We start from the raw sequence: 16,591 nt of genomic DNA, 5'->3' as shown, positions 1-16,591 counted from the left end.
CGAGGAGGTGCCCGATGGTCACCGTCCTCGTCGCGTTCGCGATCGTCGCCCTGATCGTCCCCGCCCTGACCCCCGTCCTCGGCCGCCGCGTGTTCTACGTGGCGGCCCTCGCACCGGCAGCAGCCGCGGTCCTGACCGTCGCGCAGACCGGTCCGGCGTTGCACGGCGCGGTCACGGAGCGGTTCACGTGGGTGCCGCAGCTCGACCTCGCGATCGCCCTGCGGATGGACGCCCTGTCGTGGGTCCTCGCCCTCGTGGTGAGCGTCGTCGGTGCCCTCGTGCTCGTGTACTGCGCCTCGTACTTCGCTCGGGACGAACCCGGTCTCGGACGGTTCGCCGGGGTCCTCACCGCCTTCGCCGGCTCGATGTACGGGCTCGTGGTCGCCGACGACGTGATCGTGCTGTTCGTGCTGTGGGAAGCGACGACGGTCTTCTCGTACCTGCTCATCGGGCACGACTCGGTGAAGCGTGCGAGTCGCGCGGCGGCCTTGCAGGCCCTCGTGGTCACCACCGCCGGTGGCCTGGCGATGCTCGCCGGTCTGGTCGTGCTGTCGGTGACCGCCGGCACGACGTCGCTCTCCGGGATCGTCGATGACCCGCCCTCGGGCACGGTCGTCTCGGTGTCCGTCGTGCTCGTCCTGCTCGGCGCGCTGACGAAGTCCGCCATCGTGCCGTTCCACTTCTGGCTCCCCGCGGCGATGGCCGCGCCGACCCCGGTCAGTGCGTACCTGCACGCTGCGGCGATGGTCAAGGCCGGCATCTACCTCGTCGCCAGGCTCGCCCCCGCGTTCGCGCTGCTCGGCGGGTGGCGCGAGACCATCACCGTCCTCGGGGTGCTCGGCATGCTCATCGGGGGCTACCGGGCGCTCCGACAGACCGACATCAAGCTCCTGCTCGCCTACGGCACCGTCGCCCAGCTCGGGTTCCTCGTGCTCGCGGCGGGGTGGGGCGCGCCCGAGGTCGCCCTCGGCGGGGTGGCGCTGCTGGTGGCGCACGCGGCGTTCAAGTCGACCCTGTTCCTCGTCGTGGGCGCGATCGACCACGTGACGGGGACCCGCGACCTAGCCAAGCTGAGCGGCCTCGGACGCCGGATGCCCTGGCTGACCGTCGTCGCGGTGCTCGCCCTGCTGTCGATGGCGGGCATCCCGCCGACGATCGGGTTCGTCGCGAAGGAGGCCGTGCTCACGGGCTTCGTCGACTCGCTGCACGGACCCGACGCCGGGTGGGCGTGGTTCGCGCTCATCGGCGTGACGATCGGCTCGGTGCTCACGGTGGCGTACTCGCTGCGGTTCCTGTGGGGCGCCTTCGCCCGGAAGCCCGGCGTGCCCGACATCGAACCGCACGGGCTGCACGGCCTCGGCGTCGTCCCGTCCGTCCTCGCGCTCACGGGCCTCGCGCTCGGGCTCGCGACGCCCCTCGTGGCGCACGGCATCGAGCCCGCCGCGCACGCCGCCGCGCTCCCGGGCGAGGTCCCGCACCTCGCGCTCTGGCACGGTCTCGAGCCGGCGCTCGGTCTCTCCGCGGTGACGCTCCTCGGCGGGCTCGCGCTGTTCGCCCTGCGTCGCCCGGTCGAGGCGCTCCAGCACCGCCTCGCGGGCACCCCGAGCGCGTCGAGCACCTACCGACACCTCATGCGCGGACTCGACCGGGTGGCGACGGGCCTCACGGCCGGCGTCCAGCGTGGCTCGCTCCCCTACTACTTGACCGTCATCCTGTCGGTGTTCGTCGCCGGGGCGCTCGTCAACCTGGCCATCGGCGGACCGTGGGCGTTCCACGTCCGGTTCGCCGACTCGTGGGGCCAGATACCCGTCGTCCTCGTCATGTCGATCGCGGCGATCGCCGTCCTCACCGCCAGGACCCGGTTCGCCGCGGCGGTGCTGGTCGGAGTGACCGGGTACGGCATGTCCGTGCTGTTCGTGCTGCACGGCGCGGTCGACCTCGCCCTCACCCAGCTCGTCGTCGAGACGGTGACGCTCATCGCGTTCGTGCTCGTGCTGCGGCGGCTCCCCCCGCGGATCGCCACCGCCAACCCGTCCCGCTTCCGGGTCGTCCGTGCGCTCTTCGCGGGTCTCGCCGGCCTGACCCTCGCCGTCGTGGTCGTCGTCGCCGCCTCTGCCCGGACCGCCGAGCCGCTCTGGCCGGACCTGCCGGCGTTGACGAGCTCGTTCGGGCACGGGTTGAACGTCGTGAACGTCGCCCTCGTCGACCTCCGGGGCTGGGACACCCTCGGCGAGCTGACCGTGGTCGTCGCCGCCGCGACGGGCGTCGCGAGCCTGATCTTCGTGCACTCCCGCGAGGACACGCTCCCCCGCCTCCGCGACCTGCCGGCCCGGCTGACCGCCGATCCCGACGAGCGCACGGACGGCGAACCCCGCGCCTGGCTGCCGACGAGCGCCGCGATCCCGACGGGCCGTTCGGCACTGCTCGACGTCGTCGTCCGCCTGCTGTTCCACGGCTTGATCGTCCTGTCGGTGTACCTGCTCTTCGCCGGGCACAACGCGGCGGGCGGTGGGTTCGCCGGCGGACTCGTCGCCGGTATCGCCCTCGCGGCCCGGTACCTCGCGGGCGGTCCGGCCGAGCTCGGTGCGGCGGCCCCGGTCCGAGCCGGACGCCTGCTCGGCCTCGGCGTCGCGACGGCCGCGATCACCGCCCTCGTGCCGATGTTCTTCGGACGAGAAGCGCTCTACTCCGAGTTCTTCGAGGCCACCGTCCCGGTGCTCGGCCACGTCGAGTTCGTCACCGCCACGTTCTTCGACATCGGCGTGTACCTCGTGGTCGTCGGCCTCGTGCTCGACGTCCTCCGCAGCCTCGGCGCCGAGGTCGACCGGCAGCGCCTCGAGGACGCCTCGACCCCCGTGCAGGACATGACCGAAGCCCCCACCCCGGAAGGGAGCGCCACGTGACCGTCACCCTCGTGCTCGTCATCGCGATGGCGGTGCTGTTCTCCTGCGGGGTCTACCTGCTCCTCGAACGCTCCCTGACCAGGATGCTGCTCGGCTTCCTCCTGCTCGGCAACGCCCTCAACCTGCTCCTGCTCGTGATGTCGGGCGCTGCCGGCAAGCCGCCGATCGGCAAGAGCTCCGAGGGCATCACGGACCCGCTCCCGCAGGCGTTCGCCCTCACCGCGATCGTGATCACCTTCGCGGTGAGCGCGTTCCTGCTGGCGCTCATCCACCGCTCCTGGAAGCTGTCCCGTGCCGACGACGTCGAGGTCGACGAAGCCGACGTGGCAATCGGCCGGGAACGCGACGAACCCGCCGACGAAGACCCCGAGACCACCACCGACGCAGAACAGGAGGCGACCCGATGACCTGGCTCGTCCCGCTCCTCGTCCTCGTCCCGCTGCTCGGCGCCGCGGTCGCGCTCGGACTCCTCAACCACCAGAAGCTGCAGCGCGCGATCACCGTCGTGGTCCTCGTCGTCGCCCTGGCCGTCGCCGCGACCCTGATGGTGCTGGTCGACCAGCACGGCACGATCGTCGTGCAGGTCGGCGGGTGGGACGCGCCGTACGGCATCTCGCTCGTGGTCGACCGGCTGAGCGCCCTGCTCCTCACCGTGAGCGCGAGCGTGCTCCTCGTCGTCCTGCTCTTCTCGATCGGCCAGGGGCTGGCGGCCGACGACGGCGAGGCGCCCGTCACGATCTTCTACCCGACGTACCTCGTGCTCGCGGCGGGCGTCCTCGACTCCTTCATCGCCGGCGACCTCTTCAACCTCTACGTGGCGTTCGAGATGCTGCTGGTGGCGAGCTACGTGCTCATCACCCTCGGCGGCAGCGAGCAGCGCGTCCGGGCGGGCACGACCTACATCGTGACGAGCCTCATCGCGTCGGCGATCTTCCTCGCTTCGATCGGGCTCGTCTACGGCGCCACGGGCACGGTGAACATCGCCCAGATCAGCGAGCGGATGGCCGACCTCCCCGAGCACGTGCAGCTGCTGCTCCACACGATGCTGCTCATCGGGTTCGGGATCAAGGCCGCCGTCTTCCCGCTGGCGTTCTGGCTCCCGGACTCCTACCCGACCGCCCCGGCTCCGGTCACGGCGGTGTTCGCGGGTCTGCTGACGAAGGTCGGCATCTACGCGATCATCCGGCTCGAGACGATCATCTTCCCCCGGCCACAGCTCAACACCGTGCTCCTCGTCGTGGCGATCCTGACGATGGTGGTCGGCGTGCTCGGTGCGGTGTCCCAGACCGACGTGAAACGACTCCTGTCCTTCACGCTCATCAGCCACATCGGGTTCATGGTGATGGGCGTCGGCCTCGGTTCGGTCGCCGGGACGGCCGCGGCGGTGTTCTACACGGTCCACCACATCGTCGTGCAGACCACGCTCTTCCTGGTCTCCGGACTGATGGAGCGCGTCGGCGGGACGACCTCGACCCGGTCGCTCGGCGGGCTGCTCAAGGCCGCCCCGCTGCTCGCCGCGCTCTACCTCGTGCCGGCGTTCAACCTCGGTGGCATCCCGCCGTTCTCCGGCTTCATCGGCAAGCTCGGCCTCTTCCGCGCCGCGGCGGTCGACGGCTCGCCCCTCGCGTACGCGACGATCGCCGCCGGGGTCGTGACGAGCCTCCTGACCCTGTACGCGCTCATGCGCGTCTGGGACGCCGCCTTCTGGCGGCCGAAGCCCGCGGCCGAGGCGGCGGCCCCGCATGCGAGCACCGCGGAGCCGCACGCCCACCTGCGGTCGCCGGAACCGGCGCCGCTGACGGTGTCCGAGGAGACGGGCAAGGCGTTCCACCCGGGAGGCTCGGTGACGGTCACCGACGCACCCCACGCGAGTCGCGCCTCCCGTCCGACCACCGCACCGACGGCCACGCAGGCCGGGGTCGGCGAGGCGCCCACACGCGTCAGGCTGCCGCACATGCTCGTCGGCGTGACGACCGTGGCCGTCCTCGGGTCGGTCGCCCTGACCGTCGTCGCCGGACCGCTGTACGGGTACGCCACCCGCGCGGCCGAGTCGTTGGAGTCGCCGGACCGCTACGTGCAGGCCGTGCTCGGAGGTGACCGGTGAGCGACACCCGCCGCATCACGAACGCACGGCGCATCGCCGTCGCGTGGCGCTACGACGTGCCCCTCGTCGCCGGGCTGACCGTGCTGTGGGCGCTGCTCTGGGGCTCGTGGACGCCACTGACCCTGCTGTGCGGCATCGTCGTCGCGCTGCTCGTGACGCAGGCGCTCCCGCTGCCGCCGGTGCCGCTCTCCGCCCGGTTCTCGATCCCGCACGCCGCGTGGTTCCTGCTGGTGTGGTCCGGGCTGGTGGTGCTCGCTTCGTTCCGGGTGGCGTGGGTCGCACTCCGCCCACGCGGGGTCCGGCGGAGTTCGATCACGCTCGTCCAGCTCCACACCACGTCCGAGATGACGTTCACCCTGGCGACGCTCGCGATCTCCCTCGTGCCGGGGTCGTACGTCGCCGACGTCGACCTGCGACGCCGCCGGCTGCTCCTGCACGTCCTGGACACCGAGCGGGTCGAGCAGGTCGAGTCGGCCCGCCGTGAGGCCCTCGGCATCGAGACGCTCGTCATCCGGGCGCTCGGGTCGAAGCAGGACCTCTCCGAACTGTCCGAACCCCTGCCGGAGGTCACGCGATGAGCGCCGCAGTCGTCGTCATGGGGATCGCGATCGGCCTCGTGCTCGCGCTGCTCGGGGCCACCCTCGTGCTCGCCGTCCTCCGCATCGTGCGCGGCCCGACGATCCTCGACCGGATGATCGGCTCGGACATGGTGCTGACGACCGCCCTCGTGGTGATCGGCGCCGCGATGGTGGTCCGGCGCGACCTGACCGCCGTGCCGGTCCTCGTGGTGATCGCGGCGACGAGCGTGTTCGCCACGATCGCGGTGGCCCGTGCGGTCACGCCGTCCTCCGATCCGTCCGACGAGGGGCTGACCGTGACCACGCCCGAGCACGCCGACGAGCAGGAGCGTCCCCAGTGATCGACATCATCCAGGGGTTCATCGACGGCGCCGGGGTGCGCGCGTGGATCGCCGTCGGGCTGCTGCTCGTCGGGGCGGTGCTGTCGCTCGGCGCCGGGGTCGGGATCGTGCGGTTCCCCGATCCGCTCGTCCGGCTGCACGCGATGGCGAAGCCGCAGGTGCTCGGGTTGGCGTTCGCCCTGGCCGCGATCGTCGTCGCCGTGTGGACGTGGACGGCGCTGTGGCTCGTCCTGCCGATCATGGTGTTCCAGCTGTTCCTCGTGCCGGTGTCCACGCACATGATCGCCCGCGCGGGGTTGCGGGCGGACGACTACCGCCACGAGGACCTGCTGGTCGACGACACCGAGTGACTGCGCGCCCGGACGACACCGCACCTCCGGGCCGTCAGCCGGTCACGCGTGTGCGCGACGCGACAGCACGAGGTTCGCCACCGCCGCGAGGACGACGACCGCCGCCGACACGGCCGGCAGCAGCATCGCGGCGTCGACCCCGTGCTGCTGGGCGACGTCGCCCGTGATCGCCGATGCGACGGACTGCCCGACGATGACCGCGGAACCGAGGATCGTCATGGTCGTCGCCGAGCGCCCGACGGGTGAGCGCTCCGACCCGAGGCTGTACTGCGCGACCAGGGTCGGACCGATCCCGATCCCCATCACCGCGAGCACGACCCCCACGGCGACGACCGAACCGGCCTGCGAGAACCACACCGCCCCGCCGAGCAGCACGGCGCCGAACACGAGCCACCGCCACCCGAGGGCGAACCAGCGTGGGAACGCTGCCGACCCGAGGGCGAGCCCCGCGGAGCCGATCCCCATCAGGCCGTAGAGCAGTCCCGCCTGCGAGGGCTCGCCGTGGGTCTCCATGAACGCGGTCAGCGAGGTGAGGGTCGAGCCGAAGAACAGACCGACGCCGAGGATGCCGAGGACCACCACCACGAGCCGCGGCCGCAGGAGCTGACGGGCCGGAGCCTGCTCGAGCACTTCGTGACGGCCGACGACGAGCTTGCCGGTCGGGTGCAGCGCGAACGCCGTGACGAAGACGAAGGTGAGTGCGGAGGCACCGGCGACGGCGACCCACGGCGCGATCGCGCTCGCGAGGATCCCCACGAGGAACGGTCCGATGATGAACACGGTCTCGTCGGCCGCGGACTCGTAGGCCATCGTGCCGCTGAGGACCGTGCCGCGACGCGCGGGGGCCACCCGCTGCCCGATGATCGCGACGAGCCGGGTCCGCGACATCGGGGCGACCTGCGGCGCCGAGGCCCCGATGCAGAACGCGAGCGCGAGCACGGCGACGTCCGGCGCGGTGCCGTCCACCACGAGCGGGAAGACCCCGAGCAGCACGGCGTTCGCCAGGCCGACGGGCACGAGCACGTTCCGCTGGCCGAACCGGTCCGCGGCGGCACCGACCAGTGGGCCGAAGACCGCGGCGCCGATGCCGACCGACGCGGAGTTGACGCCGCCGAGCGCCACGGAGTCGCGGGCGGAGACGACGAGCGTCAGCACGCCGACGACCATCATCGCGAAGGGGAGCCGGGCGACGAACGCTACGGGGAAGTACCAGCGCCCCGCGTGGGCGACGAGCGAGCGGTCGTCGGTGGTCGCGGGCGCGGGCGCTGTGGAGCTGGTGTGGAGCATGGAGGTGTGCCTTCTCGGCCCGGCCGGGGATCTCCTGGGCGGACCCATCGGGTGCCGCCGTTGTCCGTCGGGGTGCCGACGGCCGGTAGATACACACTGCGTGTTGGTGGAGCGGCCCCAGGGTACCAGCGGTAACGGTTCGTCACCCGGGCCCGTGGGCGTGGACGTCCTCCTATCGTGGCCGCCATGGAACAGCGACGCATGGGGCGGACGGGGGCTCCCGTCAGCGCGCTGACCCTGGGGAGCCGAGCCGTGTCGACGATCGCCGAGCGGGACGTGGACGACGCCGTCCGGCTCGTCCACGAGGCCCTCGGGCGCGGCATCACCGCGGTGGACGTGTCCGACGCGGACGGGGCCGGGCTCGCCGAGACCGTCGTCGGCGCCGCACTCGGCGACCGCCGCGACGACGTGTTCCTCGGGGTGCGGTTCGGGGATCCGGTGGATCGGGACCCGTCACACCACGGCAACGGCCGACGGTGGATGTTCCGCGCGGTCGAACGGAGTCTCGAACGGCTCGGTACCGACGTCATCGACCTCTACCAGCCGGCGCACCCGGACCCGGCCACTTCGCTCGACGAGACCCTCGACGCGCTCGCCGACCTGGTCACGCAGGGCAAGATCCGCGCCTTCGGGATCCCGGGCTTCCCGGCCGAGGAGCTCGTCGAGGCGCAGTGGCTCCGCTCGGGCGGGAAGAGTGCCAGCGCGACGCACGCGCCGTACTCGATCCTCACCCGCACGGCGGAGCGGACGACCTTCCCGGTCGCCCGACGGTTCGGGCTCGGGGTGCTCGCGGCCGCACCCCTCGCGGGTGGATGGCTCGCGGGTGCGTACCGGAACGGCACCGTGCAGCCCCGGTCGCCGCGGGCGGTGGAGCAGCCGCACGCGTACGACATCGGCGCCCCGGCGAACCGCCGGAAGCTCGACGTCGCCGACCGCCTGGGGCACCTCGCGGACGAGTCGGGACTGACGCTGCTCGAGCTCGCGGTGGGCTTCGCGCTGACCCATCCGGACGTGTCGAGCGTGGTGATCGGCCCGCGGACGGTCTCGCACGTCGACGCCTACGCGCAGGCGGCCGAGGTGGTGCTCGACGACGAGGTGCTCGACGTCATCGACCGCCTCGTGCCGCCGGGGACGCACGTGCTGGAGGGCGACACCGGAGTGGCGCTGCCGGGGCTCAGCCGGGAGCGACTGCGCGGTCGCGTCCTCACGCACTGACCCGAGGACGTCGGCACGACGAGGGTGTCAGCGGTACGCGATCGCACTGAGCGCCGCGTGCGCGACCATCACCGGCAGCGCCAGTGCGTGCGGGAGCCGGGCGGCCGTGCGCTCGAGCCGACCGAGCACGCCGTCGAGGGCGAGTGACGGGCGGGTGGAGACGGTCCGGCGGGCCGGACGAGTCGTCGTGGTGCGGGCGGTGCGGGGCTGCAGGATCGTGGTCATGGTCGGACCTCCGGGTCGAGAGCCGCTCGTTGCGGCATGTGGTACACAACATATTGGACATCAGTTTGCATGTCAACTGTTATTCCAACTGCCGACGATCGGTTCGATCGTAGGATCTCGACCATGGTGGAGATCCCGCGCCCGAGCCCGACCGACCTGCTCACCATCGGCGAGGTGGTCGCCCGGACCGGGGTCGCCGCGTCGGCCCTGCACTTCTACGAACGCAAGGGCCTCATCCACCCCGAGCGCACCGCCGGTGGCACGCGGCTCTACCCGCGACACGTCGAGCGGCGCATCGCAATCATCCAGGTCGCCAAGCGGCTCGGGATCCCACTCGCCGAGGTCGCGGAGCAGTTCGAGACCCTGCCGTCCGACCGGATGCCGTCACTCCGGGACTGGAACCGCCTGAACGAGCGGTGGCGCGCCCGACTCCGCGCCCGGCAGCTCGAACTCGAGCGCCTGCAGGAGGAGATGACGCAGTGCATCGGCTGCGGCTGCGTGTCGTTGAACGCCTGCCTCGTGATGAACCCGGGTGATCAGCTCGGTGCCGAGGGGCACGGGGCCCGGCGGTTGCTGCCGATCGCGGACGAGGTGCCGGACCGAACCGACTGAGGGACGGGAGGTGGGCCCCACCAGCCGGTACCGGCGCACCGCGCCAGCGGGGTGACGGCCGTGCCTGGAGGGACGGCGCGGGCCCGACCCGCGCCTCCCGTCCGACAGGCGGTCACGCCACGGTCACCGCGTCGCGTCACGCAGGCGGTCGTCGATGCGCGCGAGCGTCGCCAACGTCGTCGCCACTCCCCCGTCGTCGCCCCCGAGCGCCTGCCGGAGCATGCCGGCCCAGTGCTCGTGCAACCGTGCGATGCTGCCCGCGGCGAGCTCGGTCGCGTGCAGTCGCACGGTCCGTGCGTCGTCCGGGTCGGGCCGACGCTCGACCATCCCCTTCGCAACGAGGGAGCCGACCGCGACGCTGAGGTTGCTGCGCTTGAGCGCGGTCGCCTCGGCCACCGCACTCGGCGTCGACCCGGGGTTCCGGTCGATCCAGCGCATCACGAGGGCCTCGGTGCCGGTGAGCGGCACGATGTCGAGCGACCTCGCGCCGTGCGGGTCGATCTCGCGCGAGATGCGGAGGACGACGTCGGCGAGCTCGGCGAGGAGGACGTCGGACGGCACGGATCCCATGCCGTCACCCTACCGACGGCCAGCATGAGTTATGCTTTCATAATCATGACCACGGACACCGGCTCCACCCGCGCGCTCGCCGCGACGCCCACGACCCGGCAGCAGGGCATCACCACCGCCCTGCTGCTCGTGCTCGGCCTCCTGAGCGCCGTCGCTCCCTTCGCGACCGACCTCTACCTGCCGGCCTTCCCGCAGATGACCACCGAACTGCACGCGTCCGCGACGACCGTGCAGCTCACCCTCACCGCGTTCCTCGTCGGCGTGACCGCGGGACAGCTCGTCTTCGGGCCGCTGTCCGACCGGTTCGGCCGGGTCCCGCCGCTCCTCGCCGGTGCGGCGCTCTGCGTGCTCGCGAGCGCCGCTGCCGTGCTCGCGCCGAACGTCGGCGTGCTCGTCGTCGCGCGGCTGTTGCAGGGCCTCGGCGGTGCGGCCGGCATGGTCATCGGTCGCGCGGTGATCTCCGACCTCGCGACGGGGAAGCCGGCGGCGCGGGCGTTCTCGCTCATGATGATCGTGGGCGGGGTCGCCCCGGTCGTCGCGCCGCTGCTCGGTGGCCTCCTCACCGGGCCGATCGGCTGGCGCGGGCTCCTCACGATCGTGCTCGGGCTGTCGGTCCTCATGCTCGTGGCGGTGCTCGCCGTGGTCCGCGAGACGCACCTGCGGTCGCGCCGCGACGCCCTACGGGCCGAACGACGGGCGACAGGCACGACGGGCTCACCGCTTCGGGCGCTCCGCTCCCGGACGTTCGTCGGGTACACCGCGGTGTTCGGCTTCGCGTTCGCCGTGATGATGGCCTACATCTCGGCCTCACCGTTCCTGTACCAGGACATGCTCGGGCTCGGCACGGTCGGCTACGGTCTCGCGTTCGGCTGCAACGCGCTCGCGCTGATGGGCGTGAGCATCCTCTCGGCGAAGCTCACCGCGACCCGCTCGGTCACCGGGGTGCTCGCGCTCGGGATCGTCCTCGTGCTGGCCTCGACCGTCACCTTCGCGCTGCTCGTCGTCACGTCGGCGCCGGTGTTCTGGCTCGCCGTTCCGCTGTTCACCGCCGTGGGGTCACTCGGCCTCGTGCTCGGCAACGCGACGGCCCTCGCACTCGGGGCGGTGCCGCAGGCCGCCGGGAGCGCGTCGGCGGTGCTGGGTGCCCTGCAGTTCGGGCTCGCGGCGCTCGTGTCGCCGCTCGTGAGCATCGGCGGGGAGGGCACGGCAGCGCCGCTCGCGATCGTGATGCTCACTGCCGCGGTCGTCGCCGTGGTGGCACTGCTGGCGGCGCGCGGCCAGCGCGGGGAGCGGTAGCGCGGGTCGCGGTAGCGCGCGGTCGCGCGCGGGGAGGTTTCGCGCTCAGCGACAGTCCACGCGGCGGCCGACCCGTGAGGTGTCGCTCAGCGCGTGACCTCGCGCTGAGTCGCGGCACCGCGGGGCCGCAGGAACGGAATCTTCGGCATCAGCCAGTCGACCCACACCACCCGCACGCCCGGTGCTACCGCGAGCGCCCACAGGATGGATGCGGCGGCGTCCGTCGGGTAGTGCACGGCGTCGATCGACACCGCGAAGAACACCACGACGATCGCCACGACACCGAGCCACAGCGCGAGGCGGTGCCACCGGGTGTCGCGGAGCAGCCAGATCAGCGCGATCACGAACGCGGTGATGTACACGGTGTGCCCGCTCGGGTAGCCCGGGTCCGGCTGCACCGGGAACGGGTGCGGCAGCACGGCGACGTCCGGACGGGCCCGGTGCACGATCTCCTTGACGACCGCGGACGGCACCCACGTGATCGCGATCGTGCCCCCGAACGCCAGCGCCGGGCGCAGGTCACGGGTCCGCCACCAGACCACCGCGACGACGACGACCGTGATCCCGATCGCCGGCGCCGGACTGATGACGTGGTAGACCGCCGTCGTGAACACCCCGAGGGCTCCGGTGTGCAGTTCGTTGAGCGCCTTCGAGAGCCCGAGGTCGACCGTGCCGAGCGTGAACCCGATGATCGTCAGGAGGACGACGGCGACGACGGCGATGGCCACCGACGCGAGCGGCGTGCGGCTCCGGTCGAGGATCCCGTACTCGTCGGACGCTCGGCGGCGGGGGCAGAGATCGTGGTCGGACATCCGCCCATCGTCGCAGGTGCGACGTCCGGGCAGCCCGGAGTTCGGTGTCGGACGATCAGAGGTCGCTCAGCGAACGGCAAGGACCAGCCGCGAGGACTAGACACGAAGGCATGACAACCGTTGCCGAGAACATCGTCGCCACCCTCCGTCAGAACGACGTGGAACGGGTCTACGGTCTCCCCGGGGACTCCCTCAACGGCTTCACCGACGCGCTCCGCAAGGACGGGACGATCCGGTGGGAGCACGTCCGCCACGAGGAGGCCGCCGCGTTCGCCGCCTCCGCCGAGGCCGAGCTGACCGGGAACCTCGCCGTGTGCGCGGGCAGCTGCGGCCCGGGCAACCTGCACCTCGTCAACGGTCTCTACGACGCGAACCGCTCCCGCGTGCCGGTCCTCGCGATCGCCGCGCACATCCCCACCGCGGAGATCGGTTCCGGCTACTTCCAGGAGACCCACCCCCAGGAGCTGTTCCGGGAGTGCTCGGTCTACGTCGAGTACGTCGCCGACCCGTCCCAGATGCCGCGGCTGCTCGAGATCGCGATGCGCGCTGCGGTCGAGAAGCGAGGAGTCGCCGTGCTCGTCATCCCCGGCGACGTGCTCCTCGCCGAGGCCGTCGCGCCCCGCGTCACCACCATCGAGCGCGCCGAACCGCGGATCATCCCCGCGCAGGCCGAGCTGGAGCGCACCGCGCAGCTGCTCAACGGCGCCGACAACGTCACCATCCTCGCCGGCGCCGGCGTCGCGGGCGCCCACGACGAGGTCCTCGCACTCGCCGAGCGCCTGCAGGCCCCGATCGTGCACGCGCTGCGCGGCAAGGAGCACATCGAGTGGGACAACCCCTACGACGTCGGCATGACCGGGCTGCTCGGCTTCGCGTCGGGGTACCGCGCGATGGAGGACGCCGACGTGGTCCTCATGCTCGGCACCGACTTCCCGTACCAGCAGTTCTTCCCCGCCAAGGCCAAGCACGTGCAGGTCGACGTCCGCGGAGAACAGCTCGGCAAGCGGCACCCGGTCGACATCGGCCTGGTCGGCACCGTCAAGGACACCGCGCTCGCCCTCCTCCCGCTGCTCACCCGGTCCCACCCCACGAAGCACCTCGAGGACGCCCGCAAGCACTACGCGAAGACCCGCGCCAAGCTCGACGACCTCGCCGTCCCCGCCGGGAAGCACAAGCCGCTGCACCCGCAGTACGTCGCACGCGTGCTCGACCGGCTCGCCGACCAGGATGCCGTGTTCATCCCCGACGTCGGCTCCCCGGTCGTGTGGGCGTCGCGCTACCTCACGCTGAACGGCCGCCGTCGCCTGATCGGCTCCTTCGTCCACGGCACGATGGCCAACGCGGTCCCGATGGCGATCGGCGCGCAGGCGTCCCACCCGGACCGGCAGGTGATCGCCCTCGCCGGGGACGGCGGCCTCGCGATGCTGCTCGGCGAGCTCATCACCATCGTGCAGAACAAGCTGCACGTGAAGATCGTCGTGTTCGACAACTCGTCCCTGAACTTCGTCGAGCTCGAGATGAAGGCGGCCGGGTTCGTCACCTACGGCACGGAACTGCAGAACCCCGACTTCGCGAACGTCGCCGAGGCGATCGGGATCGCCGGGTTCCGCGTCGACGAGTCCGACCAGCTCGAGGACGCTCTCGCCGCCGCACTGGCCCACGACGGCCCCGCGCTGGTGTCGGTCAAGGCCGACCGCCAGGAACTCTCGATGCCGCCGGCGGTGACCCTCGAGCAGGCGAAGGGCTTCACGCTCTACGCGATCCGTACCGTGCTGTCCGGCCGCGGCGACGAGCTCCTCGACCTCGCCTCGACGAACTTCCGCCAGTTCATCTGACCGACGACGGCGGCGCGGGTCAGGACTCCGCGCCGCCCTCGGCGACGAGGTCTGGCGACGGGTCCAGCGAGGCGCGCACCACGGCGTCGAGCGCGGTGACGATCTGGTCGAGGTCGAGCGAGGGGCCGTCCCCGGCGATGTCCGGGGTGGCCGGGACGTGCACGAACCCGGCGCGGAAGCCCTCGCGGTCGGCGAACGACATGAGCTCGTAGAACACCTGGTTGCACGTGAACGTCCCGGCGGTGTTGGACACCCGAGCGGGGACCCCGGCCGCCTGCACGTCCCGGACGATCCGCTTGATCGGCAGGCCGCTGAACGCCGCCGGAGCGCCGAACGGGTCGATCGGCTCGTCCACCGGCTGGGCGCCCGCGTTGTCCGGGATCCGGGCGTCCACGACGTTGATCGCGACGCGCTCCGGCGTCACCTCGGCCCGCCCGGCGGCGAGCCCGGTGGCGATGACGACGGTGGGGTGGTGCTTCGCGAGCGCCGCCGCGAGCCGGGATCGTTCCTCGGCGAAGACCACCGGGAGCTGTTCGACGACGAGGGTCGCCGGCCCGTCCCACGTGGCGGCGAGCCGTCGAGCGGCCTCCCACGAGGGGTTCACGGCGTCGCCGCCGAACGGTTCGAAGGCGGTCAGCAGGACGGTCGGTTCGGTCGCGTCAGCCACCTCCTCATCGTAGGGACCTGCGGGCCGGGAGGCGCGGGTCGGACCCGACCCGTCCCTCCAGGCACGGCCGTCACCCCGCTGGCGCGGTGCGCCGGTACCGGCTGGTGGGGCCCACCTCCCGTCCGTCGGATGGTCACCATCCGAGCGGCGCACCGTCCTCCAGGAAGACACCCGTCGGACCGTCGGGACCCGCGGCGGCAGCCGCGGCGACCGTCGCCGCACTCACCTCGACCGGACGACCGTGGGGGTTCGGCACACCGCCGAACTCGGTCGCCGTGTACCCGGGCTCGACCGCGACGAAGTGGACCTCCGGCACCGCGCGGGCGTACTGCACGGTGAGCATCGACACCGCTGCCTTGCTCGCGCCGTAGACGATGGCCTGGTACTGGGAGGCCGGCTTCTCCGGGTCGTGGTTGGCCGCGAACGAGCCGAGGGCGCTCGAGATGTTCACGACGATCGGGGCGTCCGATGACCGCAGGAGCGGCAGTGCGGCCTGGGTGGTGCGCACGATGCTGACGGCGTTCGTGTCGAAGACCTCGAGCGCCTCCGGTCCGTCGAGTCCGAGCTTGCCGATGCCCGCGTTGTTCACGAGTACGTCGAGCCCGCCGGCCGCGCCGATGGTCGAGAACGCCGCGGCGACCGAGGCGTCGTCCGTCACGTCGAGCTGCACGGCACGGACCGGGTTCGGCCCCGTGCTGATCTCCTCGGCCACCGCGCGGCCGGTGTCGAGGTCACGGGCGCCGATCCAGACGGAGTGGCCCGCGGCGGCGAGCTGGCGGGCGGTCTCCTTGCCGAGGCCGCGTGTGGCCCCGGTGACGAATGTCGTTGTCATGGGTCCAGCGTCACTCCGGCGAGCGTCGCCGGGCAGTCGTCCCGCTGTCGTAGGACTGCCGGACCCAGGACACCGGGCGCCATGCGTCGCAGACTGGACCCGTGGAACACTCCGAGTTCGGCCGCACCCTCCGGCGACTGCGCGACCACGTCGCACCGGACACCGTCGGTGTCGTCGCGGGGAGCCGGCGACGTGCGTCCGGGCTCCGCCGCGAGGAGCTCGCCGCCCTGGCGGGGATCTCCGCCGACTACCTGACCCGGCTCGAGCAGGGCCGGGCGACCTCGCCGTCCGCGCAGGTGGTCGAGGCGCTGGCCCGCTCGCTCCGGGTCGCGGACGCGGAGCGCGAGCTGCTGTTCCGGCTCGCCGGGCACGCGGCCCCCGGCGCCGACGTCGTCCCCACGCGCATCCCGCCGAGCGTGCAGCGACTGCTCGACCGGTTGTCGGACACCCCGGTCGCGGTGCTCGACGCCGCCGGCACGATCCTCACCGCGAACGGGCCGTACGACGCGCTGATGGGACCGGTCGCCGCACTCCGCGGGCACGAACGGAACACCGCGTGGCGCCACCTCGTCGGTCCGGGCAGCCGGGCGGTGCACTCCGATGCCGAGCAGCGGGCGTTCGAGGCCTCGGTCGTCGCCGAGCTCCGCCTCACTGTCGCCCGGTACCCGCTCGACCGCGGGCTGCGGCAGCTCGTCAGGGACCTCCGTGCCGCGAGCGACCGGTTCGTCGAACTGTGGGACTCCGCCGACGCCGTCGTGCCGCGGAGCTCCGGCCGACGCAAGGTGGTCGAGCACCCGGCCGTGGGCCGGATCGCCCTCGACTGCGACACCCTGCGGATCGCGACCGACGACCTGACGGTGCTCGCGTACACCGCGGAGCCGGGCAGCGCGGATGCCGAGCGGCTGGCGCTGGCGATCGTGCTCGGGACGCAGTCGCTCGTCGGGTGATCCGCTGCAACGACGCC

The 16,591-nt window shown here is 72.3% G+C and carries 17 protein-coding genes; 11 read left to right on the top strand and 6 right to left on the bottom strand.

What is annotated here, in order from left to right:
• Nucleotides 1–14 precede the first annotated feature (14 nt).
• From Q7F20_RS02685 to mnhG, 6 genes are read left to right on the top strand one after another with little or no spacing between them, the layout of a single operon-like run.
• Nucleotides 15–2,903, top strand: a complete 2,889-nt coding sequence (locus Q7F20_RS02685) for a Na+/H+ antiporter subunit A (protein ID WP_305738570.1) — start codon at nt 15–17, stop codon at nt 2,901–2,903.
• Nucleotides 2,900–3,310: a Na(+)/H(+) antiporter subunit C gene (locus Q7F20_RS02680; protein ID WP_370871606.1), complete on the top strand. Its 411-nt coding sequence runs from the start codon at nt 2,900–2,902 to the stop codon at nt 3,308–3,310. Before Q7F20_RS02685 ends, Q7F20_RS02680 begins: the two co-directional genes overlap by 4 nt.
• Entirely contained in the window at nt 3,307–5,007 is a 1,701-nt protein-coding gene (locus Q7F20_RS02675) for a Na+/H+ antiporter subunit D (protein ID WP_305738569.1), read from the top strand. Before Q7F20_RS02680 ends, Q7F20_RS02675 begins: the two co-directional genes overlap by 4 nt.
• A complete protein-coding gene (locus tag Q7F20_RS02670) occupies nt 5,004–5,585 on the top strand; it encodes a Na+/H+ antiporter subunit E (protein ID WP_305738568.1) in 582 nt (193 codons plus the stop codon). Before Q7F20_RS02675 ends, Q7F20_RS02670 begins: the two co-directional genes overlap by 4 nt.
• Nucleotides 5,582–5,926, top strand: a complete 345-nt coding sequence (locus Q7F20_RS02665) for a sodium:proton antiporter (protein WP_305738567.1) — start codon at nt 5,582–5,584, stop codon at nt 5,924–5,926. Before Q7F20_RS02670 ends, Q7F20_RS02665 begins: the two co-directional genes overlap by 4 nt.
• Complete coding sequence (gene mnhG, locus Q7F20_RS02660; RefSeq protein WP_305738566.1) at nt 5,923–6,276, top strand: monovalent cation/H(+) antiporter subunit G; 354 nt, start codon at nt 5,923–5,925, stop codon at nt 6,274–6,276. Before Q7F20_RS02665 ends, mnhG begins: the two co-directional genes overlap by 4 nt.
• A gap of 42 nt (nt 6,277–6,318) precedes the next feature.
• On the opposite strand, the gene Q7F20_RS02655 is transcribed toward mnhG, so the two are convergent.
• Entirely contained in the window at nt 6,319–7,563 is a 1,245-nt protein-coding gene (locus tag Q7F20_RS02655; protein ID WP_305738565.1) for an MFS transporter, read from the bottom strand.
• 186 nt (nt 7,564–7,749) lie between these two features.
• Here Q7F20_RS02655 and Q7F20_RS02650 point away from each other — a divergent pair, with 186 nt between their 5' ends.
• The gene (locus Q7F20_RS02650; RefSeq protein WP_305738564.1) at nt 7,750–8,778 is read left to right on the top strand and encodes an aldo/keto reductase; all 1,029 of its coding nucleotides are present in this window, start codon (nt 7,750–7,752) and stop codon (nt 8,776–8,778) included.
• 27 nt (nt 8,779–8,805) lie between these two features.
• Here Q7F20_RS02650 and Q7F20_RS02645 read toward each other — a convergent pair whose 3' ends face one another.
• Entirely contained in the window at nt 8,806–9,003 is a 198-nt protein-coding gene (locus Q7F20_RS02645) for a hypothetical protein (RefSeq protein ID WP_305738563.1), read from the bottom strand.
• A 123-nt stretch (nt 9,004–9,126) separates the two neighbouring features.
• On the opposite strand from Q7F20_RS02645, the gene soxR reads away from it, so the two are divergent.
• Complete coding sequence (gene soxR / locus Q7F20_RS02640) at nt 9,127–9,615, top strand: redox-sensitive transcriptional activator SoxR (protein ID WP_305738562.1); 489 nt, start codon at nt 9,127–9,129, stop codon at nt 9,613–9,615.
• Between the two features lie 123 nt (nt 9,616–9,738).
• Here the strand turns inward: soxR and Q7F20_RS02635 are convergent, their stop codons facing one another.
• A complete protein-coding gene (locus Q7F20_RS02635; protein WP_305738561.1) occupies nt 9,739–10,185 on the bottom strand; it encodes a MarR family winged helix-turn-helix transcriptional regulator in 447 nt (148 codons plus the stop codon).
• Between the two features lie 45 nt (nt 10,186–10,230).
• Between Q7F20_RS02635 and Q7F20_RS02630 the strand changes: the two genes are divergently transcribed.
• The gene (locus tag Q7F20_RS02630) at nt 10,231–11,481 is read left to right on the top strand and encodes a multidrug effflux MFS transporter (RefSeq protein ID WP_305738560.1); all 1,251 of its coding nucleotides are present in this window, start codon (nt 10,231–10,233) and stop codon (nt 11,479–11,481) included.
• A gap of 86 nt (nt 11,482–11,567) precedes the next feature.
• On the opposite strand, the gene Q7F20_RS02625 is transcribed toward Q7F20_RS02630, so the two are convergent.
• Entirely contained in the window at nt 11,568–12,293 is a 726-nt protein-coding gene (locus tag Q7F20_RS02625; protein WP_305738559.1) for a phosphatase PAP2 family protein, read from the bottom strand.
• 110 nt (nt 12,294–12,403) lie between these two features.
• Here Q7F20_RS02625 and poxB point away from each other — a divergent pair, with 110 nt between their 5' ends.
• The gene (gene poxB / locus Q7F20_RS02620) at nt 12,404–14,128 is read left to right on the top strand and encodes a ubiquinone-dependent pyruvate dehydrogenase (protein ID WP_305738558.1); all 1,725 of its coding nucleotides are present in this window, start codon (nt 12,404–12,406) and stop codon (nt 14,126–14,128) included.
• Nucleotides 14,129–14,147: 19 nt separating this feature from the next.
• Here the strand turns inward: poxB and pcp are convergent, their stop codons facing one another.
• Complete coding sequence (pcp, locus tag Q7F20_RS02615) at nt 14,148–14,795, bottom strand: pyroglutamyl-peptidase I (RefSeq protein WP_305738557.1); 648 nt, start codon at nt 14,793–14,795, stop codon at nt 14,148–14,150.
• 133 nt (nt 14,796–14,928) lie between these two features.
• Nucleotides 14,929–15,627, bottom strand: coding sequence for an SDR family NAD(P)-dependent oxidoreductase (locus Q7F20_RS02610; RefSeq protein WP_305738556.1), 699 nt, complete (start codon nt 15,625–15,627; stop codon nt 14,929–14,931).
• Between the two features lie 101 nt (nt 15,628–15,728).
• Between Q7F20_RS02610 and Q7F20_RS02605 the strand changes: the two genes are divergently transcribed.
• A complete protein-coding gene (locus tag Q7F20_RS02605) occupies nt 15,729–16,574 on the top strand; it encodes a helix-turn-helix transcriptional regulator (RefSeq protein WP_305738555.1) in 846 nt (281 codons plus the stop codon).
• Nucleotides 16,575–16,591 lie beyond the last annotated feature (17 nt).

The sequence above is a fragment of the Curtobacterium sp. A7_M15 genome (assembly GCF_030705415.1).
Lineage (GTDB): Bacteria > Actinomycetota > Actinomycetes > Actinomycetales > Microbacteriaceae > Curtobacterium.
This window is presented reverse-complemented; position numbering and strand designations above follow the sequence as displayed.